Source organism: Pyxidicoccus sp. MSG2 (genome assembly GCF_026626705.1).
Classification (GTDB): domain Bacteria; phylum Myxococcota; class Myxococcia; order Myxococcales; family Myxococcaceae; genus Myxococcus.
Genome location: NZ_JAPNKC010000001.1, coordinates 4,296,684 through 4,323,080, shown reverse-complemented (window position 1 = coordinate 4,323,080; position 26,397 = coordinate 4,296,684). Strand labels below are relative to the sequence as shown.

General features: G+C 70.6%; 25 protein-coding genes. 10 read left to right on the top strand and 15 right to left on the bottom strand.

Annotated features, from left to right (window positions below; all coding sequences use genetic code 11):
• Nucleotides 1–12: 12 nt before the first annotated feature.
• The 3 genes from OV427_RS16430 to OV427_RS16420 form a co-directional block, all read right to left on the bottom strand.
• A complete protein-coding gene (locus OV427_RS16430; protein WP_267857063.1) occupies nucleotides 13–756 on the bottom strand; it encodes a GDSL-type esterase/lipase family protein in 744 nt (247 codons plus the stop codon).
• 165 nt (nucleotides 757–921) lie between these two features.
• Entirely contained in the window at nucleotides 922–1,956 is a 1,035-nt protein-coding gene (locus OV427_RS16425) for a phosphotransferase (protein ID WP_267857062.1), read from the bottom strand.
• Nucleotides 1,957–2,024: 68 nt separating this feature from the next.
• On the bottom strand, nucleotides 2,025–2,651 hold the full coding sequence (locus OV427_RS16420; protein WP_267857061.1) for a phenylalanine--tRNA ligase beta subunit-related protein: 627 nt from the start codon (nucleotides 2,649–2,651) through the stop codon (nucleotides 2,025–2,027).
• Between the two features lie 140 nt (nucleotides 2,652–2,791).
• Here OV427_RS16420 and OV427_RS16415 point away from each other — a divergent pair, with 140 nt between their 5' ends.
• Together OV427_RS16415 and OV427_RS16410 are read left to right on the top strand one after the other, a co-directional pair.
• Complete coding sequence (locus tag OV427_RS16415; RefSeq protein WP_267857060.1) at nucleotides 2,792–3,502, top strand: lysozyme inhibitor LprI family protein; 711 nt, start codon at nucleotides 2,792–2,794, stop codon at nucleotides 3,500–3,502.
• A 148-nt stretch (nucleotides 3,503–3,650) separates the two neighbouring features.
• Nucleotides 3,651–5,273, top strand: coding sequence for an ABC-F family ATP-binding cassette domain-containing protein (locus OV427_RS16410; RefSeq protein ID WP_267857059.1), 1,623 nt, complete (start codon nucleotides 3,651–3,653; stop codon nucleotides 5,271–5,273).
• A gap of 24 nt (nucleotides 5,274–5,297) precedes the next feature.
• Here the strand turns inward: OV427_RS16410 and OV427_RS16405 are convergent, their stop codons facing one another.
• From OV427_RS16405 to OV427_RS16385, 5 genes are all read right to left on the bottom strand, one after another.
• A complete protein-coding gene (locus OV427_RS16405; RefSeq protein ID WP_267857058.1) occupies nucleotides 5,298–6,044 on the bottom strand; it encodes a PH domain-containing protein in 747 nt (248 codons plus the stop codon).
• The gene (locus tag OV427_RS16400) at nucleotides 6,037–6,633 is read right to left on the bottom strand and encodes a PH domain-containing protein (RefSeq protein WP_267857057.1); all 597 of its coding nucleotides are present in this window, start codon (nucleotides 6,631–6,633) and stop codon (nucleotides 6,037–6,039) included. Before OV427_RS16400 ends, OV427_RS16405 begins: the two co-directional genes overlap by 8 nt.
• Before the next feature lie 115 nt (nucleotides 6,634–6,748).
• Entirely contained in the window at nucleotides 6,749–8,188 is a 1,440-nt protein-coding gene (locus tag OV427_RS16395) for an aldehyde dehydrogenase family protein (protein WP_267857056.1), read from the bottom strand.
• A gap of 61 nt (nucleotides 8,189–8,249) precedes the next feature.
• Nucleotides 8,250–9,704, bottom strand: coding sequence for an aldehyde dehydrogenase family protein (locus tag OV427_RS16390; RefSeq protein ID WP_267857055.1), 1,455 nt, complete (start codon nucleotides 9,702–9,704; stop codon nucleotides 8,250–8,252).
• A gap of 48 nt (nucleotides 9,705–9,752) precedes the next feature.
• Nucleotides 9,753–10,433 (bottom strand): TetR/AcrR family transcriptional regulator, encoded by a 681-nt coding sequence (locus tag OV427_RS16385; RefSeq protein ID WP_267857054.1) that lies wholly within the window; start codon nucleotides 10,431–10,433, stop codon nucleotides 9,753–9,755.
• 117 nt (nucleotides 10,434–10,550) lie between these two features.
• On the opposite strand from OV427_RS16385, the gene OV427_RS16380 reads away from it, so the two are divergent.
• Genes OV427_RS16380 through OV427_RS16370 form a run of 3 tightly spaced genes read left to right on the top strand, consistent with a single transcriptional unit; the run spans nucleotide 10,551 to nucleotide 13,145 of the window.
• Nucleotides 10,551–11,168 carry a phospholipase D family protein gene (locus OV427_RS16380; protein WP_267857053.1) on the top strand — a complete coding sequence of 206 codons (618 nt, stop codon included), beginning with the start codon at nucleotides 10,551–10,553 and terminating at the stop codon, nucleotides 11,166–11,168.
• Nucleotides 11,168–11,773: a glutathione S-transferase family protein gene (locus OV427_RS16375; RefSeq protein WP_267857052.1), complete on the top strand. Its 606-nt coding sequence runs from the start codon at nucleotides 11,168–11,170 to the stop codon at nucleotides 11,771–11,773. Before OV427_RS16380 ends, OV427_RS16375 begins: the two co-directional genes overlap by 1 nt.
• A gap of 40 nt (nucleotides 11,774–11,813) precedes the next feature.
• On the top strand, nucleotides 11,814–13,145 hold the full coding sequence (locus tag OV427_RS16370; RefSeq protein WP_267857051.1) for a sensor histidine kinase: 1,332 nt from the start codon (nucleotides 11,814–11,816) through the stop codon (nucleotides 13,143–13,145).
• A 9-nt stretch (nucleotides 13,146–13,154) separates the two neighbouring features.
• Here OV427_RS16370 and OV427_RS16365 read toward each other — a convergent pair whose 3' ends face one another.
• The 3 genes from OV427_RS16365 to OV427_RS16355 all read right to left on the bottom strand — a co-directional run bounded on the left by OV427_RS16365 (nucleotide 13,155) and on the right by OV427_RS16355 (nucleotide 15,438).
• On the bottom strand, nucleotides 13,155–13,892 hold the full coding sequence (locus tag OV427_RS16365) for a helix-turn-helix transcriptional regulator (protein WP_267857050.1): 738 nt from the start codon (nucleotides 13,890–13,892) through the stop codon (nucleotides 13,155–13,157).
• 80 nt (nucleotides 13,893–13,972) lie between these two features.
• Nucleotides 13,973–14,875, bottom strand: a complete 903-nt coding sequence (locus OV427_RS16360) for a fatty acid desaturase family protein (RefSeq protein WP_267857049.1) — start codon at nucleotides 14,873–14,875, stop codon at nucleotides 13,973–13,975.
• Between the two features lie 203 nt (nucleotides 14,876–15,078).
• Nucleotides 15,079–15,438 carry a helix-turn-helix transcriptional regulator gene (locus OV427_RS16355; protein WP_163997800.1) on the bottom strand — a complete coding sequence of 120 codons (360 nt, stop codon included), beginning with the start codon at nucleotides 15,436–15,438 and terminating at the stop codon, nucleotides 15,079–15,081.
• A 417-nt stretch (nucleotides 15,439–15,855) separates the two neighbouring features.
• On the opposite strand from OV427_RS16355, the gene OV427_RS16350 reads away from it, so the two are divergent.
• The 4 genes from OV427_RS16350 to OV427_RS16335 all read left to right on the top strand — a co-directional run bounded on the left by OV427_RS16350 (nucleotide 15,856) and on the right by OV427_RS16335 (nucleotide 20,869).
• Nucleotides 15,856–17,805 carry a HEAT repeat domain-containing protein gene (locus tag OV427_RS16350; RefSeq protein ID WP_267857048.1) on the top strand — a complete coding sequence of 650 codons (1,950 nt, stop codon included), beginning with the start codon at nucleotides 15,856–15,858 and terminating at the stop codon, nucleotides 17,803–17,805.
• 40 nt (nucleotides 17,806–17,845) lie between these two features.
• The gene (locus OV427_RS16345) at nucleotides 17,846–18,805 is read left to right on the top strand and encodes a ParA family protein (protein ID WP_267857047.1); all 960 of its coding nucleotides are present in this window, start codon (nucleotides 17,846–17,848) and stop codon (nucleotides 18,803–18,805) included.
• Nucleotides 18,806–18,813: 8 nt separating this feature from the next.
• Complete coding sequence (locus tag OV427_RS16340) at nucleotides 18,814–20,013, top strand: extensin-like protein (protein WP_267857046.1); 1,200 nt, start codon at nucleotides 18,814–18,816, stop codon at nucleotides 20,011–20,013.
• A 211-nt stretch (nucleotides 20,014–20,224) separates the two neighbouring features.
• Entirely contained in the window at nucleotides 20,225–20,869 is a 645-nt protein-coding gene (locus OV427_RS16335; RefSeq protein ID WP_267857045.1) for a DUF4382 domain-containing protein, read from the top strand.
• A 21-nt stretch (nucleotides 20,870–20,890) separates the two neighbouring features.
• On the opposite strand, the gene OV427_RS16330 is transcribed toward OV427_RS16335, so the two are convergent.
• The 4 genes from OV427_RS16330 to OV427_RS16315 form a co-directional block, all read right to left on the bottom strand.
• Complete coding sequence (locus OV427_RS16330) at nucleotides 20,891–21,889, bottom strand: M48 family metallopeptidase (protein ID WP_267857044.1); 999 nt, start codon at nucleotides 21,887–21,889, stop codon at nucleotides 20,891–20,893.
• Nucleotides 21,889–22,464 (bottom strand): SH3 domain-containing protein, encoded by a 576-nt coding sequence (locus OV427_RS16325; RefSeq protein ID WP_267857043.1) that lies wholly within the window; start codon nucleotides 22,462–22,464, stop codon nucleotides 21,889–21,891. The genes OV427_RS16330 and OV427_RS16325 overlap by 1 nt, the downstream gene beginning before the upstream one ends.
• A gap of 21 nt (nucleotides 22,465–22,485) precedes the next feature.
• The gene (locus OV427_RS16320; protein ID WP_267857042.1) at nucleotides 22,486–24,903 is read right to left on the bottom strand and encodes an adenylate/guanylate cyclase domain-containing protein; all 2,418 of its coding nucleotides are present in this window, start codon (nucleotides 24,901–24,903) and stop codon (nucleotides 22,486–22,488) included.
• Nucleotides 24,904–25,080: 177 nt separating this feature from the next.
• Nucleotides 25,081–25,671 carry a DUF924 family protein gene (locus OV427_RS16315; protein WP_267857041.1) on the bottom strand — a complete coding sequence of 197 codons (591 nt, stop codon included), beginning with the start codon at nucleotides 25,669–25,671 and terminating at the stop codon, nucleotides 25,081–25,083.
• A gap of 137 nt (nucleotides 25,672–25,808) precedes the next feature.
• On the opposite strand from OV427_RS16315, the gene OV427_RS16310 reads away from it, so the two are divergent.
• Nucleotides 25,809–26,357 (top strand): TspO/MBR family protein, encoded by a 549-nt coding sequence (locus tag OV427_RS16310; protein ID WP_267857040.1) that lies wholly within the window; start codon nucleotides 25,809–25,811, stop codon nucleotides 26,355–26,357.
• The last annotated feature ends 40 nt before the right edge of the window (nucleotides 26,358–26,397 follow it).

The window sequence follows — 26,397 nt, the reverse complement described above, 5'->3', positions numbered from 1 at the left end:
GGCGCGGGGAGGTCAGTGCTGCAGCCAACCGGCGCGCTGCATGGCCTGGAGCGTGATGTCGGCCAGCTTCTGGTAGCCGGCGGGGCTCGGGTGGAAGGCGTCAGAGGAGAGCCACTCGTAGTGCTCGGCCAATTCGCGCGAGGCGGGCAGCAGGTCCACGACGAGGACGCGCGGGCCGAAGGTGCGGGCCGTGTCGTTGATGGCCGCGTTCCATGCGCTGACCTGCTCGCGAAGCTTTGCGCGCATCTCGGACGTGGCATGCGAGCCGGCGAGCGCCGCGAGGTCCGGGACGTTGAGCAGCACCACCCGGGCATCCGTCTCGCGCATCAGCCGCTCGAGCGTGGCCTGGAGGGTCTTCTGGTAGGTGGCCAGCGGCACGGGGCGGAGGGCGTCGTTCACCGACAGCCACATCGTCACGAGCGTCGGGTGGAAGGCGATGGCGCGGGGCACTTCTGCGTCCTCCGCCTCCGCGAGCGTGATGCCACTGCGCGCGAAGCGGTCATACACCGTGCCCTCGGGCAGCGCGGCGCGGAGGCGCGCGGTCCAGTTCTCGCTCGTGGGCGAGCCACTTCCGACGCCGAGGGTGTCGGAAGCGCCCAGCGCGGCGTAGCGGATGGGTGTGCGCAGGGCGGCCGGGGCGAGTGGCGCCTCGGCCGGAGTGGGCTCGCTCAGCGCGGTCTGGGGACGGCCGGCGAGTGCGGCGGTGCCCAGCCCGAGCATCGTGGCCAGCGTCAGCAGGAGGAAGAGGAGCGGCATGCGTGGGCTGCGTCAGGAAGTGGGTGCCCCTGGCGATAAAGCCCCCGCGGCCCCCGTGCATGGGCGGGCCGTGGAATGAACGTTCCTTCCACGGGGAGGCAGCCGGACCCCCGGTCTCCCGCCCGGCATGGAATCAACCGGACCGCTGTCGTCGGGAGCAGGGCGCTACTGGAACGCGGGCCAGACGAACGCGGGCGTCTCCGACCACCGCTCCCTGAGCCGAGACTCCAGCGACGCCAGCGTGCGAGCCAGCGCGGGCACGGGATTCTGCGGCTCCAGCACGGCCCGGCAGCGCGCGAGGTGCCGCAGCAGCGCCGCGCGCTCGGAGAAGCCCGGGGCCCACTCGCGGTCTCTCTCCAGGGCCTTCGGTGGAATCCACTGGAACAGGTTCACCGTGCGCGCCGCGGTGATGACGGCGCGCGCCCGCATCCACGAGGCGTCCACCTGCGCCGCGTCGCAGGCCTGCGAGCAGGCGATGCGGTAGCTCAACTCCGCGCGGGTGATGAGCTCCTCGGGCAGCGGCACCACGAGCAGCCACATCAGGCAGTCGTAGAGCGCATGGCGCATGCCGCAGTACTCGAAGTCGAGCAGGCGCGCGCCATTCGGCGTGAAGATGGTGTTGCCCGGCGCCATGTCCCCATGGGTCAGCGCGAGGAAGGGGCCCGGGTCGGCCAGCTCGCGCGCGAGCACCTCCAAATCCTCATGGGTGCCGGGCGCCTCCACTGCGCTGGTGGCCGTCACCCAGCGGTGCAGCCGGTCCTCGTGGTCCAGCAGGTAGCGCGCGTTGTCGATGCGCGCCCGCGAGGGCCGGGGGCTCAGCGTGTGGCGGATGAGGTCGAAGTCCGCCTGCACACCCAGGGTGCGCGCGTGCATCTGCCCGGTGAGGCGCGCCACCGCGAGCAGCCCGCTGGTGGCGGCGCGCGGGTCATTGCCGTTGAGCAGGTCCTCCAGGCTGGGGCCGGAGCCCAGATCCTCCAGGACGAACAGCCGCGTGGCCACGTCCCCGGCGATGAGGCCCGGCGCGGTGGTGAGGTTGAGGCGGCCGAGCAATTCCAGCCCCGTCCACTCGTCCAGGCCCAGCACCGGGTCGTCGCGGAAGTGCTTGAGGACGACGGTGGCCATGTCCCCACCGCGCACGGAGGCGCGCACGACGTCGCAGCGGGACTCGGTGCGAAGGACCTGGGGCCCGGACAGCAGCACGGGCCGTCCCCACGCGGCGGAGAGCGCACGCGCACCGTCCGCGAGGAGCAGTTCCAGGTCCGGGGCGCTCAGGGGAGCCGCTCCACGTTGGCACCCGCGCGCTCCAGCAATTCGCGGTACCAGGCGAAGGCCCGGGCCGTGCGGTCCCCCAGTTCCTTCGACCCCCACAGCACGGTGAGGGTGCGGCGCGTCTCCGCGTTCGTCTTGGTGCGCTGCGCGTCCTTCACCGCGTTGGCGCAGGGCCCCTCCGCGTCGAAGAGGCACAAGAGCCCCTCCAGGTCGATGCTCTGCCCGGACGCATTGAACACGTACTGGGAGCCGGCGGGGGCAATGCCGATGCGGAACGGCGCCCGGGCGCGGTCCAGGTCCACGACGCTGATGGGCAGGCCGCTGTGCAGGGACACCGCGTTGCACGCGTCCACGGCGGTGTTGATGGAGCCGAGCGAGCCGTCGCCGGAGGCCCGTACGAGGTACTCGGAGGCGGGCTTGCCGCGCCCGGTGGGCTTGTAGCCGCCGTGGCGGAGCATGTCGCGCACGGTGCCTCGCACGGTGTCGTCGCTGGAGAGGGGCGCGGAGGCGCCGGGCTTGAGCAGGGCCACCAGCCACTCCGGCGAGGGCAGCGAGCCCAGGGCCGCGGGGAACGTGGTGGTGAAGGCCAGCGTGTCCAGGGACGGATGCGGGTCGATGGTCAGCACGGCGGGGGACTCTATGCCACGTGGGGTGCCCGGGGCGCGCCCTGTCACCGCGGGTGAAGCGTCCGTCGCCGCGCACGGCGGATGACGGTGGCCGCCATGTCGACTAGTAGAAGGCGCCTCTCACCTGGAGATGACATTCCATGAGTCTTGTCTTCCTCGCCCTGTCGCTGACCCTTCACGGAGCCCCCAGGCCCGACGCCCCGGTCCAAGCCTACGTCTCGGAGACCTGTCCCGCGCAGGAGCCGGAGACGACGGACGACGGCACGCCCACGACGGCGGGGATGCGCAACGCCGCGGGCGCGCAGGTCGACTGCTTGAAGAAGGTGATGGACCGGGAGCTGGATGCCTTCCTGGTGCCGCTGAAGGAGAAGGACCGCGCGGCCTTCAAGACCTGGATGTCGCTCCAGGCGGACTTCAACCGCTGGAATCGAGCGGTCTGTGAGCTGTACGAGCGCGCCTCGGGGAACGCTGGCAGCATGGCGGGCTTCGGGGAGCTGTCGTGCGCGGAAGAGGTCGGGGCGCACCGCGCCTGGTTCGCGAAGCTGCTGGCGGCTGGAGACCTCAAGCCCTTCTGGACCGTGGTGGACGCCCTGCGGGAGCAGGGGCAGGAGAGCGCCACCGGGACGGCGAAGATGCTCGCGGCGGCGAAGGCCGGTGGCGCCGATGACGACGCCGAGAACCCGCTCGTCGGCCTGGAGCCGAAGGAGTTGAAGGCCTTCGAGAAGAAGCTGGCGGAGACGAATGCGACGCTGAAGAAGCTCGCCCAGGGGCAGTGCAAGGCGCTGAAGGACGCGCCCGCCGGCTGCGAGGACAAGCTGGTGACCTACTACCGCGCGGTGAGCCGGATGTAGGTCGTGCCCCTGGCGCCCGGGTGGGAGCCCGTCCGCCCGCCCGCCCCCGGAATGAGAACCCACATCCCCGGGGTTCGGAACACTCTCCCCGGCGCGCCCTCCGTGATAAGGGCGCCGCACCCGCTTTCCGGGCCCCCCGCGCACGCACATGATCCGTCTCGACAACATCGGCAAGCAGAATGGCCAGCAGATCCTCTTCATCGAGGCCTCCGCGGCCCTCCACAAGGGCGAGAAGGTGGGCCTCGTCGGCCCCAACGGCGCCGGCAAGACGACGCTGTTCCGGATGATTACGGACCAGGAGCACCCGGACGAGGGCCAGGTGGCCGTCGACCGGGGCGTCTCCATCGGCTACTTCAGCCAGGACGTGGGTGAGATGCAGGGCCGCAGCGCCGCCTCCGAGGTCATGGACGGCGCGGGCCCGGTGAGCACCGTGGCCGCCGAGCTCAAGCAGCTCGAGGCCGCCATGGGTGACCCGGACCAGGCGGACAACATGGAGAAGCTCGTCGAGCGCTACGGCGTGGTGCAGGGGCGCTTCGAGGAGCTGGGCGGCTACGCCCTGGAGGGCCGGGCGCGGGAAATCCTCGCGGGCCTGGGCTTCACCCAGGAGATGATGGACGGCGACGTGGGCGCGCTGTCGGGCGGTTGGAAGATGCGCGTGGCCCTGGCCCGCATCCTCCTGATGCGTCCGGACGCCATGCTCCTCGACGAGCCCAGCAACCACCTGGACCTGGAGAGCCTCATCTGGCTGGAGGAGTTCCTCAAGGGCTACGAGGGCGCGCTCCTCATGACCTCGCACGACCGCGAGTTCATGAACCGCATCGTCAACAAGGTCATCGAAATCGACGGTGGCTCGCTGACGACGTACACGGGCAACTACGAGTTCTACGAGCAGCAGCGGGCGCAGAACGAGAAGCAGCAGCAGGCGCAGTTCGATCGCCAGCAGGCGATGCTCGCGAAGGAAATCAAGTTCATCGAGCGCTTCAAGGCACGCGCCTCGCACGCCGCGCAGGTGCAGAGCCGCGTGAAGAAGCTGGAGAAGATTGAGCGCGTGGAGCCGCCCAAGCGCCGCACCACGGTGCTGTTCGAGTTCCTGCCGGCGCCGCGCTCCGGTGAGGACGTGGTGAGCCTGAAGAACGTCCACAAGGGCTACGGCAACCGGAGCATCTACGAGGGGCTGGACTTCCTCGTGCGGCGCACGGAGCGCTGGTGTGTCATGGGCGTCAACGGCGCGGGCAAGTCCACGCTGCTGAAGCTGGTGACGGGCTCCACGCAGCCGGACGACGGGACGGTGGCCCTGGGTGGCAGCGTGAAGATGGGCTACTTCGCGCAGCACGCCATGGACCTGCTGGACGGCGAGCGCACGGTGTTCCAGTCGCTGGAGGACGCGTTCCCCCGCGCGGGGCAGGGCTCGCTGCGGGCGCTGGCCGGCTGCTTCGGCTTCTCCGGGGACGAGGTGGAGAAGAAGTGCCGCGTGCTGTCCGGCGGTGAGAAGGCGCGACTGGTGATGGCGAAGATGCTCTTCGACCCGCCGAACTTCCTCGTGCTCGACGAGCCCACCAACCACCTGGACATGGCGACGAAGGAGATGCTCATCACCGCGCTGTCGCGGTACGAGGGCACCATGCTGTTCGTCTCGCACGACCGGCACTTCCTGGCCGCGCTGTCCAACCGCGTGCTGGAGTTGACGCCCGAGGGCATCCACCAGTACGGCGGCGGCTACACCGAGTACGTGGCGCGCACCGGCCACGAGGCTCCCGGCCTTCGGAGCTAGCTGGAGTGCGGTACCCGCAGGCGACTACGGCCTGCGGGAGGGCAGTGCCTGCCGGAGCGCCCGCATCTCCGTGAGCAATTCCCTCGCGGCCTCGAGCGAGGCGGCGGAGGCGCTGGCGGGCTCATTCCGCTCCGGCATGGAGTGCTCCCCCAGGCCCGCGTCGCGGTGCATGCGCACGCGAGCGAGGATGACGTCGCGAATCTCCCCGGGGTTGCTCACGCCGCGGAAGTGCGCCTCGTGCAGGTGCTCACCGTGGCCGGAGCCGCCGTCCTTCGAGCCCGAGGAGCCACCGCCGCCGGCCGTCTCCACCTTCACGTCGGAGATGCCGAGCAGGCGCTGAATCGGGTTCTGCTGGATGGAGACCTGCTGGATGTTCGCGAAGGTCATCGTCTTCTCCTGGAAGGAGACGATGCCCTCGTGAAGCCGCAGGCTCCGGTCGGAGAGGACGTACCAGCGGAACGCGTAGTCGATGCGCGCGACGAGGAAGCCGAACGGGAGCTGGACGATGAAGCCCAGCCAGGCCAGCGCCTCCAGGCCCCAGGCAATCTTCTCCGACAGGGGAAAGTTGATGTGCGGGACGACGGCGCTGAGGAACATCGCGCCGACCGTGAGGCCCGCGACCAGGCCCACCTGCCGCACCGCCCAGAGGAACACCCGGTAGCTGCGATAGGCCGGAGCGGAGCGGAAGACGCGCACGTCGCCCGACGGAATCACGGGCGCGGGAGGAACCTTCAACAGCCGCAGGAGCCATGCGTGGGGAAGCTCAGCCATCCGTCTTCTCCGGAGGCGCTGACGGAGTGCCCAGGTCCTGCCGGAGCGCGCGCACCTCGGCGGCGACCTCGCGCAGCGTGGCGGCGAGGGCGTCCTCCGCGCTGGACGGGAGCGCCTGCGCCGCGTCGCGAGCCGTGGGCAATGTGCGGTCTCTGGCACCCTGCATCTTCGAGTAGAGGAAGTCCCGCATCGCCTCGAAGGCCTGGAGGCCCTCGATGGTGATTTCCGCCTTGGCGTTGCCGCTCGCCGTCTGCACCTGGATTTTCGCCAGCCCCAGCCACCGCTCCACGAGGTTGCTGGACAGGTGGATGTCCTGGATGCGGGCGTAGGTGAGGGAGACCTCGCGCCGGAAGAGGATGCCCCAGCGGACGGTGATGCCCTCCGAGTCCAAGTCGTACCGCAGCGTCTGGAAGCGGAAGTAGTGCAGCAGCAGGAGGATGGGAAAGCCCGGCCCCGCCAGGAACGAGGTGAGCACGTAGTACGTGAGCAGGTTCTGGTGCGGGCGCAGCACGGCGGGAAGCCGCGACAGCAGCGCCACCTCCGCGGAGGCCGACTCCGAGGGCGGCGAGGACGAATGTGAATCGGTCATGTGCGGCCCACCCGAAGAACTCCCGCGAAGGGGTCCGCCCAGACACTACGGCCCTGGGGGGACTTCATTGCAAGGTGTCTAAGCGACGCCGGGCCGCTTCAAAAGCGGGCGGGCCCTATTCGAACAGCCGGCTCGCCAGCCGTGCCAGCTTCTGCGCCTTGCCCGAGTACGGCGGGAAGAACAGGTGTGCCAGCGACGTGCGCCCCTGGCGCAGCACCGCGCGCTCGTGGCTGAACGTCCGGAAGCCCGTCTCGCCGTGGTACGCGCCCAGGCCGCTCTGCCCGACTCCGCCGAAGGGCAGGTTGGGGTTCGCGTTGTGCAGCACCACCGTGTTGATGCAGGTGCCGCCCGCGCTCGTCTCGCGCAAGAGCCGCTCCACCGTCGCCTCGTCCTGGCTGAACACATAGAGCGCCAGTGGCTTGCCACCCGCGCGCACCTGCGCGACGACGTCGTCCAGGGACTCGTACCGGAGCACCGGCAGCACTGGCCCGAAAATCTCCTCCTCCATGATGGGCGCGTCCGGCGTCACGTCCGCCAGCACCGTGGGCGCGATGTAGCGCGTCTCCGCGTCCACCCCGCCGCCCGTCACCACCCGCGCCCCCGCCTGCACCGTGCGGTCCATCAGCCCGCGCACCCGCTTGAAGGCTCCGTCATCCACCAGCCGGCAGAAGTCCTGGCACGCGCGCCGCGCTTCTTCCGACTTGCCGTAGAAGCGCTCCAGCGCCGCCTTCATCGCCGTCAGCAGCGCCTCCTCCTTCGAGGCGTGCACCCACACGTGGTCCGGGGCGATGCACGTCTGCCCCGCGTTGAGGAACTTCCCCCACACCACGCGCTCGGCCGTCGTCTCCACGTCCGCCGTCGCGTCCACCACCACCGGCGACTTGCCACCCAGCTCCAGCGTCACCCCCGCCAGGTGCTTCGCCGCCGCCTCCATCACCCGCCGGCCCACGCGCGGCCCGCCGGTGAAGAAGAAGTGGTCGAACGGCAGCCGCAGCAGCGCGTCGCCCACCTCCGGGCCGCCCTCCACCACCGCCACCTCGTCCTGGGGGAAGGCGTCGCGCAGCAGCTCCGAGATGAAGCGCGCGGTGTGCGGCGTCTTCTCGCTCGGCTTGCACAGCACGGTGTTGCCCGCGGCCACCGCCGCCACCAGCGGAGCCACCAGCAGGTTGAAGGGGTAGTTCCACGGGGCCATGACGAGCACCACGCCCCGCGCCTCGTATTGCACGTGGCTGGAGGTGCCGGTGAGCAGGAGCGGCGTCGTCACCTTCCGCGGCTTCATCCACCCCTTGAGGTGCTTCTGCACGTGCGCCAGTTCCTGGAGCACGGGCATGACCTCCGTGGCCTCCACCTCGGCGCGGGGCTTGCGGAAGTCCGCGTGGATGGCGTCCGCCAGCGCCTCCCGCCGCGCGATGATGAGCGCCTTGAGCGTGTCCAGCCGGGCCAGCCGCTCCTTCGCCCCCCGCCTCGCCACGTCCCAGCGGCGCGCCTGGAGGCGGTCGAACGCCTCCCGCACACCCTCCGGCATCCGCTCTTCCGCCAGCTTCACCACGTGCATGGACCGGCTCTCCTTCCGGCGGTGTCCCTTTCGAGAACACCGCCCGAACCGGCCATCTTGCCTACTCCATCAGCCGGGTGGCGCGGGAGGCCATTTCCTGCGCCTTTCCGCGATACGGCGGGAAGAACACCGAAGCGAGCGACTTCATCCACTGCACCGTCACGGCCCGCTCGTGGCTGAACGTCTTGAAGCCGTAGATGCCGTGGTAGTGCCCCAGGCCGCTCATTCCCACCCCGCCAAACGGCAGGTTGGGGTTGGCCACGTGGATGAGGACGTTGTTCACCACCGCGCCCCCGGACGTGGTGTTCCGGAAGACGTCTTCAATCGCCCGCTTGTCCTGGCTGAACACGTAGAGCGCCAGCGGCTTCCCGCCCGCCTGCACGTGGGCGTAGACCTCTTCACGCTTCTCGTAGGTCATCACCGGCAGCACGGGGCCGAAGATTTCGCCCTCCATGATGGCCATGTCCGCCTTCACGCCCGACAGCACGGTGGGGGCCACGTAGCGCGAGGGCCCGTCCGCCAGGCCTCCGACCTCCACCTTCGCTCCCACGGCCACCGAGCGGTCGACCATGTCCTTCACCCGCCGCCACGCCATGGGTTCGATGATGCGCGCGAAGTCCGGGCTCGCCTGCCGCTCCGTCTCCGTGTCGCCGTAGAAGCGGGTGATGACGGCCTTCAGCGCGTCCAGGAACGCGCGCTCGCGCGAGGCGTGGACGAAGGCGTAGTCCGGCGCCACGCACGTCTGGCCGCCGTTGAGGAACTTGCCCCAACAGATGCGCTCCGCCGCGGCGGTGAGGTCCGCCGTCTCGTCGATGATGACGGGCGACTTGCCGCCCAGCTCCAGCGTCACGCTGGCCAGGTGCTTCGCCGCCGCCTCCATCACCTTCCGCCCGATGCGCGGGTTGCCGGTGAAGAAGATGTGGTCGAAGGGCAGCTCCAGCAGCGCCTCCGCCAGGTCCGCGCCACCCTCGAAGAGGGCCACCTCGTTCTCCGGGAAGACGTCCTTCACCAGCCGCGCCATGAAGCGCGAGGTGTGCGGCGTCTTCTCGCTGGGCTTGCAGATGACGGTGTTGCCCGCGGCGATGGCGGCAATCAGTGGCGCCATCAGGAGCTGGAAGGGGTAGTTCCACGGCGACAACACGAGCACCACGCCGCGCGCTTCGTAGCGCACGTGACTGGACGAGCCCGCCAGGAGCAGCGGCGTGCCCACGCGCGTGGGCTTCATCCACGACTTGAGGTGCTTCACCGTGTGGTTCAGCTCCTCCAGCGTGGGGTGCACCTCCGTCAGCTCCACCTCCATGGCGGGCTTGCGGAAGTCGCGGTGGATGGCGTCCGCCAGCTCCACGCGCCGGGCGACAATCGCCTCGCGCAGGCGCTTCAGGCGGGCGATGCGCTCGGCGGCGGTGGTGCGCGACATGTTCCACCGGTGCGCGCGCTGGTCCTCGAAGACCGAGCGCAGGCGCTTGAGCTCGGCTGAAGGCTTCATGTCGATGGGGGAGGGGACGGCTTCAAGCATGGGCGCGCTCCGGTTCGGATTCAGGGGTGTGGAAACGAGGAAAGGGGCTCAGCGGGACTCCAGCCCGCGCAGCAGGGTGGTGAGGGCGGCGGTCAGCTCGCCGGTGAAGTCCACGCGCAGCGGGGCCAGGTGCGGCTGCGCGAGCAGCTCGCGCGCCACCGGTGCCACGTCCGCCATCTGCCGCAGGCCCGTCACCAGCGCGTGCAGGTGGATGAGGAAGCGCGGACCGTCTCCCTCCTTCAGGAAGGAGAGCCGCTGCTCCACCCGGGCTCCGGTGCTCAGGAGCGCACCCAGGAGCCGCTCCTTGAACGGCAGTACCTGCTCCGCCGTCACGTTCTGCTCCAGCACCGTCTGGAGCATCGCCAACAGCCGCGTCAGCGACTCCTCGCCCTCCAGCGACTCGGCCACCGTGCGCGCCAGCCGCGTCCCCGTCCACCGGCCCTCGCCGTGCTCCAGGAGCCCGTCCAGCCGGGCGAACCACGAGAAGAGCAAATCTTCCAGCAGCGCCAGGAACAGCGCCTCCTTCGTGGGGAAGTAGAGGAACACCGTCCCCTTCGCGAGCTTCGCCCGCGCCGCCACGTCCGCCATCTTCACGTCCGCGTAGGACGTGGACTGGTACAGCGCCAGCGCCTCATCGAGGATGAGCCGCCGCCGCGCCTCCTTGTCCTCGTCCTTCCGCGCCCGCAGGGGCACGGCCCGCTTCCCCTTCGCCGCCGTGTTGCTGACCATGAGTCATTTTCAGATGACCCCTGGTCAGTCGTCAAGTGACTCGCGGTCATCTGTTGGCGCCCGACGGAAACGGCCGTTGACTGGCTGGATGTGGGTGCAGGTGCGAAGCTGTGTCCCATGCGTCCGATTGAAGCGGAGCTCCTGGCCGGCAGCGCGCTGTACCGCGAGGTGGTGCTGGAGAAGCTGCTCCACGCGCGCGAGTCGGTGTGGATGGCCACGGCCAACGTGAAGGCGATGTTCGTGGAGCACGGGGGCCGCTTCGTGCCGCTGGTGGAGGTGCTGGACAAGCTCGCCGCGCGGGGCGTGGCGCTGCGGCTCCTGCACGCGGAGCTGCCGAGTCGCCCCTTCCGCGCGGCCTTCGACAAGAAGGCGCGGCTCGTCGAGGGGGGCCTGGGGCTCAAGGTGTGCCCGCGGGTGCACTTCAAGGCGGTGGTGGTGGACGGGGCGTGGGCGTACCTGGGCAGCGCCAACCTCACCGGCGCGGGGCTGGGGGCCAAGAGCGACACGGTGCGCAATTTCGAATTGGGCTTCGTCACCGAGGACTTCGACGTCATCGACCGGGTGACGGCGCTCTACGAGGCGGTGTGGAGCGGCGCCGAGTGCCGCACGTGTCGACTGCGCGCGGTCTGCCCTGACCCAATCTTGCCGGCTGGCGGGAGGTTGGAGCAAAAGCGGGGCGCCGCTCGGCTGGGCAAGGCGCGACGCTTGAGGCGCCACACCTCGGAGACCCGCTGATGATGAAGCTCTATTTCGCCCCGAAGACGCGCTCCACCCGCCCTCGCTGGATGCTGGAGGAGCTGGGCATTCCCTACGAGCTCGTCACCGTCGACCTGTCGAAGGGGGAGCACAAGCGTCCCGACTATCTGCGCGTCCACCCCATGGGCTCCGTGCCCGCGCTGGAGGACGACGGGCAGGCCGTCTTCGAGTCCGCCGCCATCCTCGAGCACCTCGCGGACCGCTTCCCGGAGAAGGGGCTGGCCCCGGCCGTGGGCACGCCAGCGCGCGGCGAGTACTACGCGTGGATGATGTTCTGCATGGCCACGCTGGAGCCGGCGCTCGCCACGGTGGCCTCGCACACGCACTTCCTGCCGGAGGCCGAGCGTGTGCCGTCGGAGGCGGAGCGGGGCCGCAAGCGCTTCGCGGAGCTGGCCCGCATGCTGGAGGAGAAGCTGCGCGGGCGGGAGTTCCTCGTGGGTGACGGCTTCACCGCCGCGGACGTGCTGCTGGCCTCCATCCTCGGCTGGGCCCGGGGCTCCGGGCTGCTGGCGGACTTCCCCGGCCTCCAGGCCTACGTGCAGCGGCACATGGCCCGTCCGGCCGCACAGCGCGCGATGAAGTAGGGCCGCGCCCCGGCCGCCTTCCGTCCTCCGGAACCCTTCCTTGCGCAAGGACGCCCCTTCCAAGCCGTCTTACGAGTCGGACGCCTATCTGCGGCTGCGGCGCCGCAACCTGCTGCTGTGCGCCGGGGGGCTCCTGCTGTCCGGCGCCTCGCACCAGTTGACGCTCGGCCGGATGATTCCGGAGGTCCTCGTCGTCCACGCGGCGTGGAGCGCCATCTTCGTCGTGCTGGGCCTGGCGGTGGGCGCCGGGTGGGTGCCGTCCCGGATGACGGGCGCGCTCGCCGCGCTGGTCAGCCTCGCCGCGCTGATGCTCGACATCCGCTTCACCGGGGGGCTCGCCAGTCCCTTCTTCCCCGGCCTGTACGCGGTGCCGCTCATCATCGCCGTCTTCACGCCGGGGCGCCGGCAGCCCACGCTGGTGGCGTGCGTGCTGACGCTGGTGTCCCTGCTGGTGACGTGCTGGTGGTCCGGCGCGACGCCCCAGGAGACGCTGGCGCAGGTCTTCTCCTTCGCCTTCGTCGCGTGGGTGTCCGCGTACGGCGGGAGGACGTTCCGCCGCCTGCGCGACGCGGAGCGCGAGGCGGACCGGGAGCGCGTGGAGGCGCTGCAGCGGCTGTCGGAGAGCGAGCGGCTGCGCTCCCAGTCCGAGCGCAACCGCGCGGAGATGGAGCGGCTGGCGGTGGTGGGCAAGCTGGCCGCGGGCGTGGCGCACGAGGTGAACAACCCGCTGGCCTTCGTGAAGTCCAACCTGGGCTTCCTGGAGGAGGAGCTGGGCGAGCCCGCGCCGGACGTGGAGGAGTTGCGGCGCGTGCTGGAGGAGACGCGGCAGGGGGTGATGCGCATCCAGCAGATTGTCGCGGACCTGCGCCGCTTCTCGCGCGACACGGCGGAGACCGACGAGCGCTGCGCGGTGGGCGACGCGGTGGACGAGGCCCAGCGGCTGGCGTCGGTGCGGCTGCGCAGCCTGGGCGAGGTGATGGTGGACGTGGCCCCGGACCTGCCCCTCGTGCGCATCAGCCAGCGCCACCTGGTGCAGGTGCTCGTGAATCTGCTGCTCAACGCCGCGGACGCGATGGACACGGCAACGCCCCGGCGCCCGGCGCGCGTCGTCGTGAGCGCCTCGGCCGCGGAAGCCGGCGTGAGACTGGAGGTGGAGGACAACGGCCCGGGCATTCCCGAGTCCGTGCTGCCACGCCTCTTCGAGCCCTTCTTCACCACCAAGCCCCCGGGCAAGGGCACCGGCCTGGGACTGGCGCTGTGCCGCGAGTACGTGGCGCGCTCCGGAGGCACGCTGGCGGTGGAGAACCGCCCGGAAGGCGGTGCCCGCTTCACCCTGAACCTGCCCGGCGCCGTGGGCCGCCGCCCGGGCTGACACGACAGGCTACGGAGGCTCCGGGGCCTCGTCCTCCTCGGCCCGGACAGTCCCCGCCGTCTCGAGCGCGGGCGTCTTCCCCAGCTTCATGTCCCGCCACGAGCTGGGGGACGCGCCCACCACCTTGCGGAACAGGCTGCTGAAGTGCTGGAGCGAGGCGCAGCCCACCTCCACCGCCACCGCGGTGAGCTTCATGTCCGACTCCAGCAGCAGCGACTGCGCCATGCGCACCTGCACGGCGTTGAGCTCCGCCTGGAAGGACGTGCCCGCCTCCTTCAGCCGCCGCTGCATCGTCCGCTCGGACATGCCCATCTCCCGGGCCACGTCCGCCAGGTTCACGTCCGGGAGCTTGCCCCTCATCACCTGGTGCAACTCGCGCAACAGCGGCGACTGGCCGGTGGCCTCGGCCACCAGGTCGTTCAGCTTCGCCAGCAGCGGCGCGGCGAGCGCCTCCGGGTGGCCCAGCCACTCCAGCGCCTGGGCCGGGTCGCTGAAGGCGCGGCTGGGGTACGCCCCGGACAGGAGCGTGTAGAAGCCGCCCACCACCGCGCCGACGACGCCCTCCGGACGCACCAGGGCCTGCTTCAGCACGGACGTGCTGAAGGCCTTCTCCCGCGGCTGCATGTACTTCACCAGCACCGCGAAGGCGGACGGGTCCGCGGCCTCCAGCCGGCGCGCGTCCACCAGCGAGGCATGGGGCTTGGCGGGCGCCAATTCCACGTCCAGAACCTGGACGAGCCGCCGCACCTGCGACTCTCCCGGACGCCCCCAGAGAATGAAGCCGCACAGGTCCGCCGTGGCGTACCAGTGCAGGAAGCCCTCCCCGACTACGTAACGGCCGAGGGGGTCCCGGAGGTAATCGTCGAGTCCGTCTGCGGATCGCACGGCCTGGAAGAATAGCGCCGAATGATTCGGGCCACCCAGAACGGATTAATGGGCGAAAGCGGGGTGATGAGAGCCGGACGGACCAGGGCCGAGGCGGCAAGCTCCCGGGTGGTCTCCGGCAGCTCGTACCAGGGGGCCTGGGGCTTCAGGTGGTGGGCCTGGTGGTAGCCCGCGTTGAAGAAGAAGAGGTTGTACAGGCGCGACGTCGAAGTATTGCCCAGTGCGTCACGGTGGCTGGCGTCCGTCTCGAAGTGGGCCGCCAGGTTCAGCCAGAGGATGCACACCTGTCCCACCAGCAGCACGCCCCACCACGCCAGCCCCAGCGCCGGCCGCCAGAGGACGAGTGCCAGCAGGGTGCCGTCCACGGCGATGAAGTCCAGCACCAGCTCCAGGCGCTGGTTGCGCTTCTTCGCCCAGCGCCACACCTCGCCCACCGTCTCGAAGGGCCAGAACCAGGGCGTCAGCGCCGAGCGCACGCAGTAGCGCAGGGCCCCCTCGCCCGGGCGCCGCCGGCCCCAGTCCCCCGGGCCGTCGTTGTACTTGTGGTGGTTGAAGTGGTGGATGTAGTAGCCGCGGTAGGGGAAGCCGCACGCCATGCCCAGCGTCCGTGACACCACCCAGTTCGCCAGCTTCGGGCGGGCCGTGGACAGGTGCATGTGGTTGTGCAGGACGGCGTAGTTCCAGAACAGCACCACCCAGCCCAGCGCGCACATCCCCAGCCGCCCCGCCAGGCCCAGCGCGTCCCAGCTCAGGATGAAGGACGGGAACCAGACCCACCACAGCGCGTGTACCGCGAGCTGCGGCAAGTCGAAGGTGGGGGGCGGCGGGCGGGGGGCGCGAGTCATGAACACTCTCAGTACGCCTGCCCGCGCCGCGCCGCTTCACTCCACGCGCCAAGCGCTTGCATCAAAGCGAAATCCGCCTTGTCGCATCCCCCCTCGGATGACTCACCCGGGTTCCCCCCGCCCCGGGCTGAAGTCCAATCTGGTTCCCTCTCTTCCGCGTGTGTTGGAAGAGAGGGCACGTCCGGCGTCCCAGAGCTGGGACGTCAGTTCTCCAGCGCGTGCGCCACCTGCCCGAGCAGTCGCAGGCGCGGCGCATCCAGCTTGCGCACGGTGCGCAGGAGGCGGCGCACCTCGGGGCGCTCGCGATACTCCGGCGGATCTTCCGCCAGCGCGGGTGCGCCCTCGACGCCGGCCATGCCGAGCAGCACGTCCGACGAGCAGTTGAGAACCAGGCACAGCTTCCTCAGCGTGCGGACGCTGGGGAGCATGTGGCCGCGCTCGAGGCGGCCGTACACTTCGGTGGCGATGCCGACGCGCTCGGCCACGTCGGCCTGGGTCAGCTCCAGCCGCTGCCGCGCCGCGCGAACCGCGTTTCCAATGATGGTTGCCAGTCGTTGTTCCATGGCGTGCGGAAACCTGTCGAAAAGAGGGCTTCACCCCCCGCTTTCGAGCGGAGAGACACCGGGGAGAAGGAGCTGCTGTTGGCTGTCTCGTGGAACACAGACTACGAGTCGGGTCTGACATTCCGGTGCATCCGGGAAGGCGTGTGGAAGCGTCCGGAATCGGGAGCGTTTTCCGCCCGGTGAGGACACGCGGAGCGCGAGTCGGGAATGGAGGCGGAGGCCGAAAAATCGGCCTGGGCGGCGTTGTCAATGATGCGCGAGGTGCGGGCTGGAAAAGCCCTGGTGTTTCCGGGGTTTACGAAGGCGGGAGGTCTGACATAGGTTGGGCGCCCCGGTGGGTACTGGGAGACCGGTGCATGCCTCCGGTGACACGGAGCCGGGGGTGCAACGCGCCTCGCGGGGAGGGATGTTGAGGTCGTGAGCGACGAGCGTCCGGACGCGCTGCTCAAGAGCGCACTCGAAAAGATTGTGTACTTCGAGGCTCGTGCGGAGCAGCTCCATGGCGAGCTGGACTCGACGCGCGAGGAGATGGCGCACCTGAGGCGTGAGCTGGCGGAGACGGGCCAGCGCGAGCTGGAGCTGCGGCGCGAGGTGGCGGAGCTGGAGGTCCGCATCAGCCGCATGCAGGCCGAGCGCGAGGAGCTCACCCGGCTCAACCAGGCGCTGCGCGGTGAGCGGCACCAGCTCATGGACAAGCTGCTGGACGCCAGCCGCATCCGCTCGTCCGCGCAGGAGCGCGCCGAGGAGGACGACGACCTCGGGTTGGATCTGGCCTCGTTCATCTCCCAGCTTCGCAGCGAGGTGCTGCTGCGCGGCGAGGCGGGGCCGGTGGCCCACGGCGTGGTGGTGCCTGCCGTGCGCGGGCCGGCCGTGCCGCTGCGCGCGCACGCCCCGACGGGCTCCGACAGCGAGCCGCCCGTCGCGGCCACGGAGCGCGAGTCGGAGAAGGGGCGCGAGGGACTGTCGCCGGTGGCGCGCGAGGCGCAGCGCTTCTTCCAGGCGGGCCGGCTGGGCGTGAGCGCGGCGCAGCACGCGGAGCTGTCCGCGCACGCGGGCTTCGGTAGCACCACCGACGAGACGCTCTTCGGCTTCTCCGTGCGCGAGCTGTCCGCGCAGGATGCCGCCGCACGCGTGCGCGCCGCCGAGCGGCTGAAGGCCCTGGCCCAGCCCGCCGCCGCGCCCGCGCTCGCCGCCGCGCTGCACGCGGAGACGGATTCCTCCGCGCAGGTGGCGCTGCTGCAGGCCTTCGCCTCGCTGTGCCGTGAGCAGGGCGCGTCCGTGGTGTCGCCGCTCTTGTCCTCGCCGGTGCCGGAGGTGCGCATCGCCGCGCTGAAGGCGCTCCTGACGCTGGCGCCGATGGACGCGGCACCGCACCTCGCACAGGCGATGAAGGACCCGGACCGCTCGGTGCGCCGGCGCGCGTCGCTGCTGGCGCTGGGGCTGGAGGGCGAGACGGCGCGCCGGCTGGGCGAAGAGGCCATCCACGACGAGGACCCGGAGGCGCGCGCGCTGGCCGCGCTGGCGCTCGGGGCGGGGAGTGGCGAGAACGCGCGCACGCTGCTGCTCGGGGCGCTGGCGGACCGCGAGCCGCGCGTGCGCAAGGCCGCCGCGCAGAGCCTGTCGCGCATCCTCGGGCACGACGTGTCCGCGGTGGTGGCGTTGGACGACACGCACCGGCGCCGGGAGATTCGCCGGCTGGCGACGCTGCCCATCAAGCCCGTGCGGGCGCGGCTGGAGCAGCCCCGGGCGGTGACGGTGGCTCCGGTGCTGGCCGTGGCGCAGGCGCTGGTCGCCGCCGTCGGCGCGCCGGTGCAGGTCATGGCCGCCGCGTCGAATGGTGCGCCGGTGCAGGCGATGAACGGGCAGGGCGCCGTCGGACAGCCCGTCTACGCCGTCGCCACCGTGGGGCACGCGCAGGTTGGCGCGGTGGCGCCCGTGCAGAATCCCCGTCCCGGTTCTCCGCCGCCGCCCCCGCAGGTCGGCGCGGTGGCGCCCGTGCAGAATCCCCGTCCCGGCTCTCCGCCGCCCCCGGCTCGTGCCAACCCGCCGGCCCCGCAGGCTCCGGCCTCACGCCTCTCGCCCGTGCAGGCAGCCCTCGTCGCCATGGGCGCCGTGCCCGGGCAGGCCGCCGCCGCGTCGCGCGCCCCCGCGGAGCCTCCTGCCGCGCCGGGCCGTCCCACAGCCTCCCCCGTCGAGGCGCTCTGCTCGAAGATGCTGGCGGAGGTCCGCGCGGCGGTGCGTGGCCGCTCGCTCGTCGAGCTGGCGCTCAGCCTGTCGGCGCCCTCGGAGCTCGCCCAGGAGGCGCTCACCCTCCTGTCCGCACGGGGAGCGGTGGTTCGAAGGGGGCACAAATACTTCGCCGCTTGAGGCAAGGTAGCCGTTCCGCACGTCTTGCGAAGGGTCGTCCATGGAAGCGCCGACGTACAGCTCCAAGCAGGTGGCCGAGATGCTCGGCGTGTCCGCGAAGCAGATTCCGCCGGAGTCGCGGAAGGACATCTACACCCCGGATGACATCTGGGAGCTGCGCACCACGCTGAACGCCTTCCCCGCGCGCCTGGGCCACCGCCGCCAGCTCTTCCTCAACTTCAAGGGCGGCACCGGCAAGACGTCCCTGTCCACCTCCTACGCCTGGCGCCTCGCGGAGCTGGGCTACGCGGTGCTCCTCATCGACCTCGACAGTCAGGGCCACGCGACCAAGTGCCTCGGCTACGAAGGTGAGGACTTCGAGAAGACGCTCCTGGACGTGCTCGTCCGCAAGACGCCGCTGGCCAAGGTCATCCAGAAGTCCACCCTGCCCAACCTGGACTTCGTCCCGTCCAACCTCACCATGTCCACCATGGACCTGGCGCTGATGCCCATGTCCGGCCGCGAGTTCAAGCTGCGCAACGCCCTCAAGGACGTGGAGGCGCAGTACGACGTCATCGTCTTCGACGCGCCTCCGTCCTTCGGTCTGCTCAACCTCAACGCGCTGATGGCGGCGAACGACTTGTTCGTCCCCGTGCTCGCGGACTTCCTGTCCTTCCACGGCCTCAAGCTGCTGTTCGAAACGGTGCAGAGCCTGGAGGAGGACCTGAACCACGTGCTCGACCACGTCTTCATCGTGGTCAACTCCTTCAACGCCACCTTCAAGCTGGCGAAGGAAGCGCTGGAGGCCCTGCAGACGCACTACCCGGAGTTCCTGCTGCCCACCATCATCCGGCAGTGCACCAAGTTCGCGCAGGCCTCCAGCGAGGGCCGCCCGGTGTTCGTCGCGGACCCCACGTCCAAGGGGGCCTCCGACATCCAGGCCATGATTGACAACATCCTGCCGCGTCTGGTCGCCGCGGCAGCCGCCGCCCCGAACAAGGGCACCCAGCAGGCCGGCTGAGAACCGCCATGAAGAAAGCCTTCGAACAGAACGTGTCCCGCGCCAAGCCCCGCCTCCGCCTGGGTGCGCTGACCGGCCTCATCGACCCGGCGGCCGAGCCCGCCCCCGAGGAGTCGGACGTCTCCGCCGAGGCCCCCCCGGCCCCCACCGCCGAGGCCCCGGATTTGTCCGCCGAGGTCCGCGCCCGCATCGAGCGCGCCCGCGCCCCGCGCCCCACCGCCGCCGAGGCGATGGACGCCGCCCTGCGCGCGCCGGAGACCGGGGCCCCGTACGCGGCGCCCGTCACCTACGCGTCGCCGGCTCCGTCGCCGGAGGCCCTGGTTGATTCAGCGCCTGCCGCCGTGCCCGTCACCTTCGCCGCGCCGCCCACGGCGCTGCACCTGGACGGCCTCGCGGCCGGACACCCGCCGGAGGCGCACCCCATGACGCAGGCCTCGGCCCACGCCTCGCTGCCCCACGTCACCGCTACCGTCGCCGAGCCGATGGCCCGCGTGGAGGCGCCGCCCACGGAAGTCGAGGTGCAGACGCCCGCTCCGCCCCATGACGACACGCAGGACTCCGCCGGGCGGCGCGAGCGGCTGAAGGCGCGGCTCAAGGCCGTGCGTGAGAATCCGCGCCCGGAGCCGCTGCCGGCCACCGTGGCCGAGGCGGGCCAGCGCGCGGTGGAGCGCATCACCCACCTCCAGGCCGAATTGGTGAAGGTGAAGGCGCTCAACCTCTCCCTCACGCAGGACCTCGAGGTGTCGCGCCGCCAGGCGGAGAAGGCCACCGAGGAGGCCCGGCTGCGCATGGACGAGGCGCGCCGGCTGTCCGCGGAGATGGAAGGCCGCGTGAAGCTGCTGGCCGACCTGGAGCGCGAGCTGTCCGCACTGGAGGGCGAGCGCGACGAGGCGCTGTTGTCCCTCCAGGAGACGCGGCAGGCGCTGCAGGCCGCGGCCCGGGAGCGTCAGGAGCTGGAGGACGAGGTGGCCCGCGGCAAGCAGTCGCTCGTGGACAGCCTCGCGGAGGAGGAGCGGCTCGCCGGTGAGCTGGAGTCCGCCAAGGACGAGTCCATCTCTCTGCGGCGCACCGTGGAAGCGCTCCAGGGCGAGCGTGACGTGCTGGCCCAGCAGGTGGCCTCGCTCACCGCCGAGCGCGCCGAATTGCTGGAGGCCCGCAAGGCGCTCGAGTCCGTGCACCGCGCGCTCAGCCAGGCCACCCTGCGCTGACCGTCGCCCCGGCTTCGCGAGTCACCTCGCGGAGCCGTCTGCTTCCCGCTGAAGCGGCGCTGCCCGGTGCGGGCGTCCCGGCTTCACGAGTCACCTCAAGAAGCTGCCTGTCTGCTCTCGCTGCCGCCGCGCCATCCGGTGCGGGTGGCCGGCATGTCGGGCGCGGGGTCTCCTCTGGTGTCGCCGCAACGCGATGCACCGGGGGTCCCCCATGAAGCGCCCGCTCCTCGTCGCTCCACTGCTGCTCGCTGCCTGTGGCGGTGGAGAGCTCAGCCTCTCCCTCACCAGCGACGACCTGGGAGACAACTCCCGCTCCCTCTCCGCGCCGGCGGACCTCACCACCGTGAGGGCGCTGAACATCACCGTGGACGAGGTCTGGGTCCACGTCTCGGGTGACGACATCCCCGACGTGGTGGTGGCCGAGGACGTGGAGGCCAGCGCGGACGGCTGGCACCTGCTGACAGCCGAGGACCACTCCTTCGACTTGATGACGGTACGCGGCGGCGCCGCGTGGCAGCTCGGGGACTTCCCGTTGCCCACGGGCAGGCTGACGCAGGTCCGCCTCAAGCTGAAGGCCTATGTGGCGCCGGCCGTCGAGCGCGCGAGCCTTCCCGGCGCCGTGCTGGAGCAGGACGGCACGGCGTGCGACTTGAGCGTGCCGGCGAGCGTCATCGAGCCGGGCCTGAAGCTCTCCGGCCTCCTCCCGGCGATGCGGATCGAGGCCGGCGGCAGGTACCGCGCGCTGGTGAATCTGAAGATAAAGGACTCGACGAAGCTCGACGGCGCCACGTGCGCCTACAAGCTGGACCCGGTGCTCAAGGTGAAGTGGTCCGGCGGGGGCGGCGACTCGAAGTAGCCGCGCGCCCCGGCCGTCTCGTTACTTCACGCTGTCTTTCGCCACGCCGGTGCCGCTGGCGGGGCGGATGACGGCGTAGTCCGGCTGCTTCATCTTCGGCGAGCGCAGTCCCTCGCTGGCAACTTCCGGGAACTCGCCCGCCTTGCCCTTCAGCGTGTCGAGGTAGGCGACGAGCTTGCTTTGTCGCTCCTGCTTCTTCGGGTGGTTCTTCTGGTTCTTGACGTCGGTCATCTTGGAGATGAGTCCGAGGTAGGCCGCCGGGTCGTACCCCGCGGAGAGCATGAGCTGGACCGCCATCCGGTCCGCCTCGAACTCCAGTTCCGGCTTGTTGCCATCGTCGAAGGCGGCCAGCGTCTTCTCCGTGAGGTAGGCGAGCAGTCCGGGCTCGTTGTCCAGGTCCAGCGTTCCACCCGTCTCCAGGGCGGCGAGCAGGGTGTTCGCGTTCGCCACGGACAAGAGGACCTTGCCGCCCGCCTCGGCCCACCGGGCCGTCTTGCACGCCTCGACCTTCTGTTCGTTGTACTGACGGATGGCGTGCTTGAGCACGCCGTGGGCGATTTCATGCGCCAGCGCGCCGGCGAGCTGGCCCTCGTTGTCCACCTCCATCAGCAAGCGCCGCGTGACGAGGACGTAGCCGCCGGGCGCGGACAGCGCGTTGAACTGCTCCGTGTCGTTCAGCACGCCGAACGTCCAGTCCAGCGTGGGCCGAAGCGACTGGGCTGCCAGGTTCTTGCCCACGATGTTGACGTAGTCGTGCAGCTTCTTCTCTTCCGCCGTGGAGAACATCAGCCCGCCGCCGCGCTGTACGAAATGGACGGTCAGCGCGCCACCGAGGGCATACTCCTCCGCCACGCTGGGTTCGACATCCAGCTTCTTGCACTCCGCCGCCTCCACCGCGCCAGTCCCCACGTGGGAGGCCACGTTTGCGCCCTTGACGAAGGTGTTGAGGTCGACGCCGCGGCAGGACACCGCCAGGGTGCCCACGCCCAGCACCGCGAGCACTTTCAGTCGCCAGCCCATCAGTTGCCTCCCTTCTTCCCGGAGCTCTTCTTCGACGCGACCTTGTCGCTGGGCCCCACCACCGGGAAGAGCCCGGCCTCGGCTGCGTGCGCCGCGATTCGCTCGGGCGTCAGCTGCTCGTTCCGCTTCTCCAGCGCCTTGATGTCCGCGACGGCCTTCTCGTAGTCGCCCTTCTTTCCCTTGCCGTAGGCCTCGGCTCCGGGGCTGAGCGCCTTCACCGCGGCGCCGCTGGCGACGAACTTCTTCGGGTCGAGCTGCTGCGTGCCGTCCTTGTCCGTCACCAGCTCCATGTTGGGCCGGGTGGTGGACAGGTTGGTCTGGAACACGAAGCCCTTCTTCCCGTCCACCTCCACCTGATGCCACTGCTTGTTCTTCGGGTCCGCGCCCTTCCAGGTCACCTTCTCTCCCGGCTGAAGGATGACCACCGTGTCCACGGTGGAGGACGGGCCCTGCTGCACCCGCGTGTTCTTCGCCTTCACGTACAGCTGCTCGTTCACCTTCACGGCCGCCGCCACGCCCGGAAGGCCCAGCGCCAGCACGGCGGCGGTGACGGCCGCTCTCGTCCTCGTCCTCATGGGTTCCGCACTCCTTTCAACTCACTTGTCCAGGCTCGCCACCCCGTCGAACTCCGGCGGGGGCGCCTTGGCGTACTTGTGGCAGCGCTCCAGCAGCGCCTGCGTGGGCCCGTCCTCCGGGTCCTCCAACCGTCGTGCCTCCAGCACCGCTGCGGCCTCGGCGAAGCGCTTCTCGCGGTAGAGCGCCAGCGCCGCGTGGTAGCGCTCCACCGTCACCCGCTTGCGCACGTCCAGGCCGCCCTTGAGCGCCAGCAGCTCGTACACCGTGACGGCCTCCGTCTTGCCCGCCACGCGCACCCGGTCCAGCTCGCGCACCTCGATGTGCTCCTTCGCCAGTTCGTAGGTGCGCGGGCCAATCATGATGACCGAGCCATAGGCCTTGTTCGCGCCCTCCAGCCGCGCGGCCAGGTTCATCCCGTCGCCGATGGCCGTGTAGCTGAAGAGCTGCTCGCTGCCGAAGTTGCCCACGAAGTTCACCGCGCTGTTGAGACCGATGCGCGTGTACATGTCCGGCAGGCCCTTCGCGCGGAACTCCTCGCGCAGCCGATCCACCTCCGCCTTCGCCGCCAGCGCCCCCCGGCAGGCACGCACCGCGTGGTCCGGCTGGCGCATGGGCGCGCCGAAGAGGCACACCACCGCGTCGCCGATGTACTTGTCCAGGCACCCGCCCTCCTTCAGCAGCGCGCCGCTCACCCGGGTGAGGTACGTGTTGAGGATGCGGACCAGCTCGCGCGGGTTCTCCTTGAAGCGCTCGCTGAAGGTGGAGAAGCCGCGGATGTCGCTGAAGAAGGCGGTGATTTCGACATTCTCCCCGTCCAGCCGGGGCAGCTCGTTCTCGTAAATCATCTGCTCCACGAGCTTGGGCTCCATGAAGCGGCTGAAGGCCTGGCGGATGAACTCCGTCTCCTTGTTGGCCACCAGGTGGTTGAAGGCCACCGCGGCCACGCTGGCCAGCATGCCCGCCAGCGAGGGCAGGGCGGTGAGCAGGTACGTCCCTGTCTTCGCGAGGATGGGGCCCGTCACGCAGTGCATGCCCAGGTAGAGCGCCATCGGCCACGCGATTTCCAGCGGCGTCCACCGCGTCGTCATCAGCAGCACCACGGACGTGAAGGCCACCACGAAGACGAGCACCAGGCTCATCCACAGCGGCGCCTCGGTGAAGAAGCGGCCGTCGCCCAGCAGGGTGTTCAGCACCGCCGCCTGTTTCACCACGCCGGGTGCCGCGGGCGAGAAGGGCGTGGCCTTCACGTCGTTCAGCCCCACCGCGTTGCCGCCGATGACCACCACCTTGCCCCGGAAGGTGTCCGGCGCAAGCCCCGTGGGTCGGCCCTGGCTGCGCAGCACCCATGCGTCCAGGACTTGAAGGAGCGACCGCACCTCGAAGCGCTCGTGGAGCTCGCCGCCGAAGTCGATGCCCGTGCCGCCCTCCGCATCCACCGCGTACGTGCGCGAGCCCAACCGCAGCGTGCGCCCTGACAGCTCCACCGCGCTCGCGCCCAGCAGGCCCGCCGCCACCCGTACCGGCAGCGTCGGGTACGCGTTGGCGCCATCCGTGTACGCGAAGCGCGTGCGCCGCATGAAGCCGTCCGGGTCCGTCTCCTGGTCCACCAGCCCGAAGCCATCCATCGCTCCCACCAGCGCGGGAATGGGCTGCACCGGGTAGTACGGCACCTGCTCGCCGTCGGCGGACACGCGGACCAGCGGCGTCAGCGGGTGGCGCTCCGTGCGCATGGGGAAGGCCAGCGCGCGGGCCATGGCCTCGGGCGTGACGGGCGGGAGCGCCTGCTCCTCCTCCACGTCCTGAAAGGCCTCCTCGTCGGGAAAGGCCTCCCCGGCCGGCGCCTGAGCGTCGTCCGGAGCCGACGGCAGGGCCTCCGAAGGCAGCGCGTCCAGGGCCGAGGCCACCGGCGCGGCGGAGGGCGCGGCCGGGGGCGGGGTGTCGAAGCTCGCGCGGGGCAGGGGCTTCGCCTCCGCGTTGGTGGACACGCCAAGGAAGAAGGGCACCCGCGTGTCGCGCAGCACCTGCGCGAAGGCCAGGTCCATGCCCGGGTCCGTGGAGCGCTCGTCCATCACCGCGTCGAAGACGATGGCGCGCGCGCCCTCGGCTTCCAGTTGCTCCACGATTCTTGCCCACAGGTTGCGGCTGTAGGGCCAGTTACCGTAGTTGCGCGCGTACTGCGGGTTGGCGCGGATGCCGTCCAGGCTGGGCTGGTCGATGGCCAGCACCACCACGTGGGGCGACTTCCCCTGCATTCTGGTGAAGGTGGTGACCGTCTTGTCGTAGGCGCCGCGCTCGGCCTCCTCCAGCCAGCCGCCCAGCGAGCCACCCAGCAGCTCGCATGCGGCCGCCAGCGCGGTGGCCAGCGCCGCCACGCCCACCATCCGCTTCCAGTGGTTGCGCCACCGCAACCGGAGAATCTTCCAGCGCTCGCCTGCCACGGCCCCCCTCTTGCGAAGCGTGCTGGAGCTCACACTAGCCCAGTCCCCACCCGGTACGGCACTCCTCCCTCCAGACCCTCAAAAGCCGCTCTTCCTCCACCCACCTGACGGGCAGGCGTGCCCCTGGCGTCTCGACCGCCCAGGGCCACTTCCTCCCGCAGATGATGGAGACGTGCTTCAGAAGGACGAGCCCGGCTCCTGGAGGAAGCGCTCTTCCTCCGGGGTGGACGGGCGCCCCAGCGCCACGTTGCGGTGGGGGAAGCGGCCGAAGCGCTCGATGACCTCCCGGTGTCGCCGGGCGTAGTCGAGCGGCTCGCGGCTGTCCCGGTGGTACAGGGCGAGCATCTCGAAGAGGGCCACGGCCAGCCGCTGGTCATGGCCCTCCTCGCTGTGCTCGAAGGGAAGGTAGAGGAACCACCGCCACACCGGCGGCAGCGCCAGGTCCAGCCCGCGCGCCAGGGCCTGCCGTGACACCTCGCGCGCGAGCGCGTCCGTGGCGAAGGCCCGGGGTGTGCCCCGGAAGAGGTTGCGGGGGAACTGGTCCAGCAGCAGCACCAGCGCGAGGCAGCCTCGCGGCTCATCGCACCAGGCGCTCAGGGCTCCGGAGGCGGCGGCCTCGTGGGCGGCCAGGAAGCGGCGGCGGCACTCCTCGTCGAAGGCCGCGTCGCCTGAGAACCAGCGCTCCCGGGGGCGGGCGCTGGCGGGGTTGAGGATGGGGTCCGGTGGTTGACCGAACCAGAAGCCGAGGACTTCCTCCGCGCTCGCCATGTCACTCCTCTGGGATGGGCCGTGAGGGCACTTCTTTGTACACCGCCAACACCCGGGCTGGCGGCGGGGACGGGGCGGCACCACCTTCCAGCGGACAGTCGCGGGGCCTGACGGGCCACGGCCACGGGAGGATTCGGATGGAGACGACGACGCAGGAGCCGACGACGCGGACGGTGCCGGGTCCGGTGAAGCGCACGGCCCTCAACCCCACGCTGCGCACGGAGTCGGTGGTGGCGCTGGGCACCTTCGGCGCGCTCACCGTGGGCGCGGCGGTGCTGGGCGGACGGCAGAGCTCCGCGGATTCGCTCTGGTACAAGCGCCTGCGCAAGCCCGCCTTCCAGCCGTCGCCAAAAGTATTCGCCCCGGTGTGGACGGTGCTGTACGGCCTCATCGCCCTCTCCGGGTGGCGCGTGTGGACGGCGCCCGCGGGGGCTCGACGCTCCAGGGCGCTGGCCCTGTGGGGCGTGCAGTTGGGCCTCAACGCCGCCTGGTCCTGGCTCTTCTTCGGCAGGCACCAGCCGCGCCGCGCGCTGGCGGACAACCTGGCCTTGCTGGGGAGCATCGGCGCCTATGTGGCCACCACGCGCAACGTGGACCGCCCGGCTGCCTGGATGGTGGCGCCCTACCTGGCCTGGGTGGGCTTCGCCAACGTGCTGAACGCCGAAATCGTCCGTCGCAACGCGTAGGCCCCCAAGGAGACAGCGGGCCCGTAAGTACCGGCAAGGA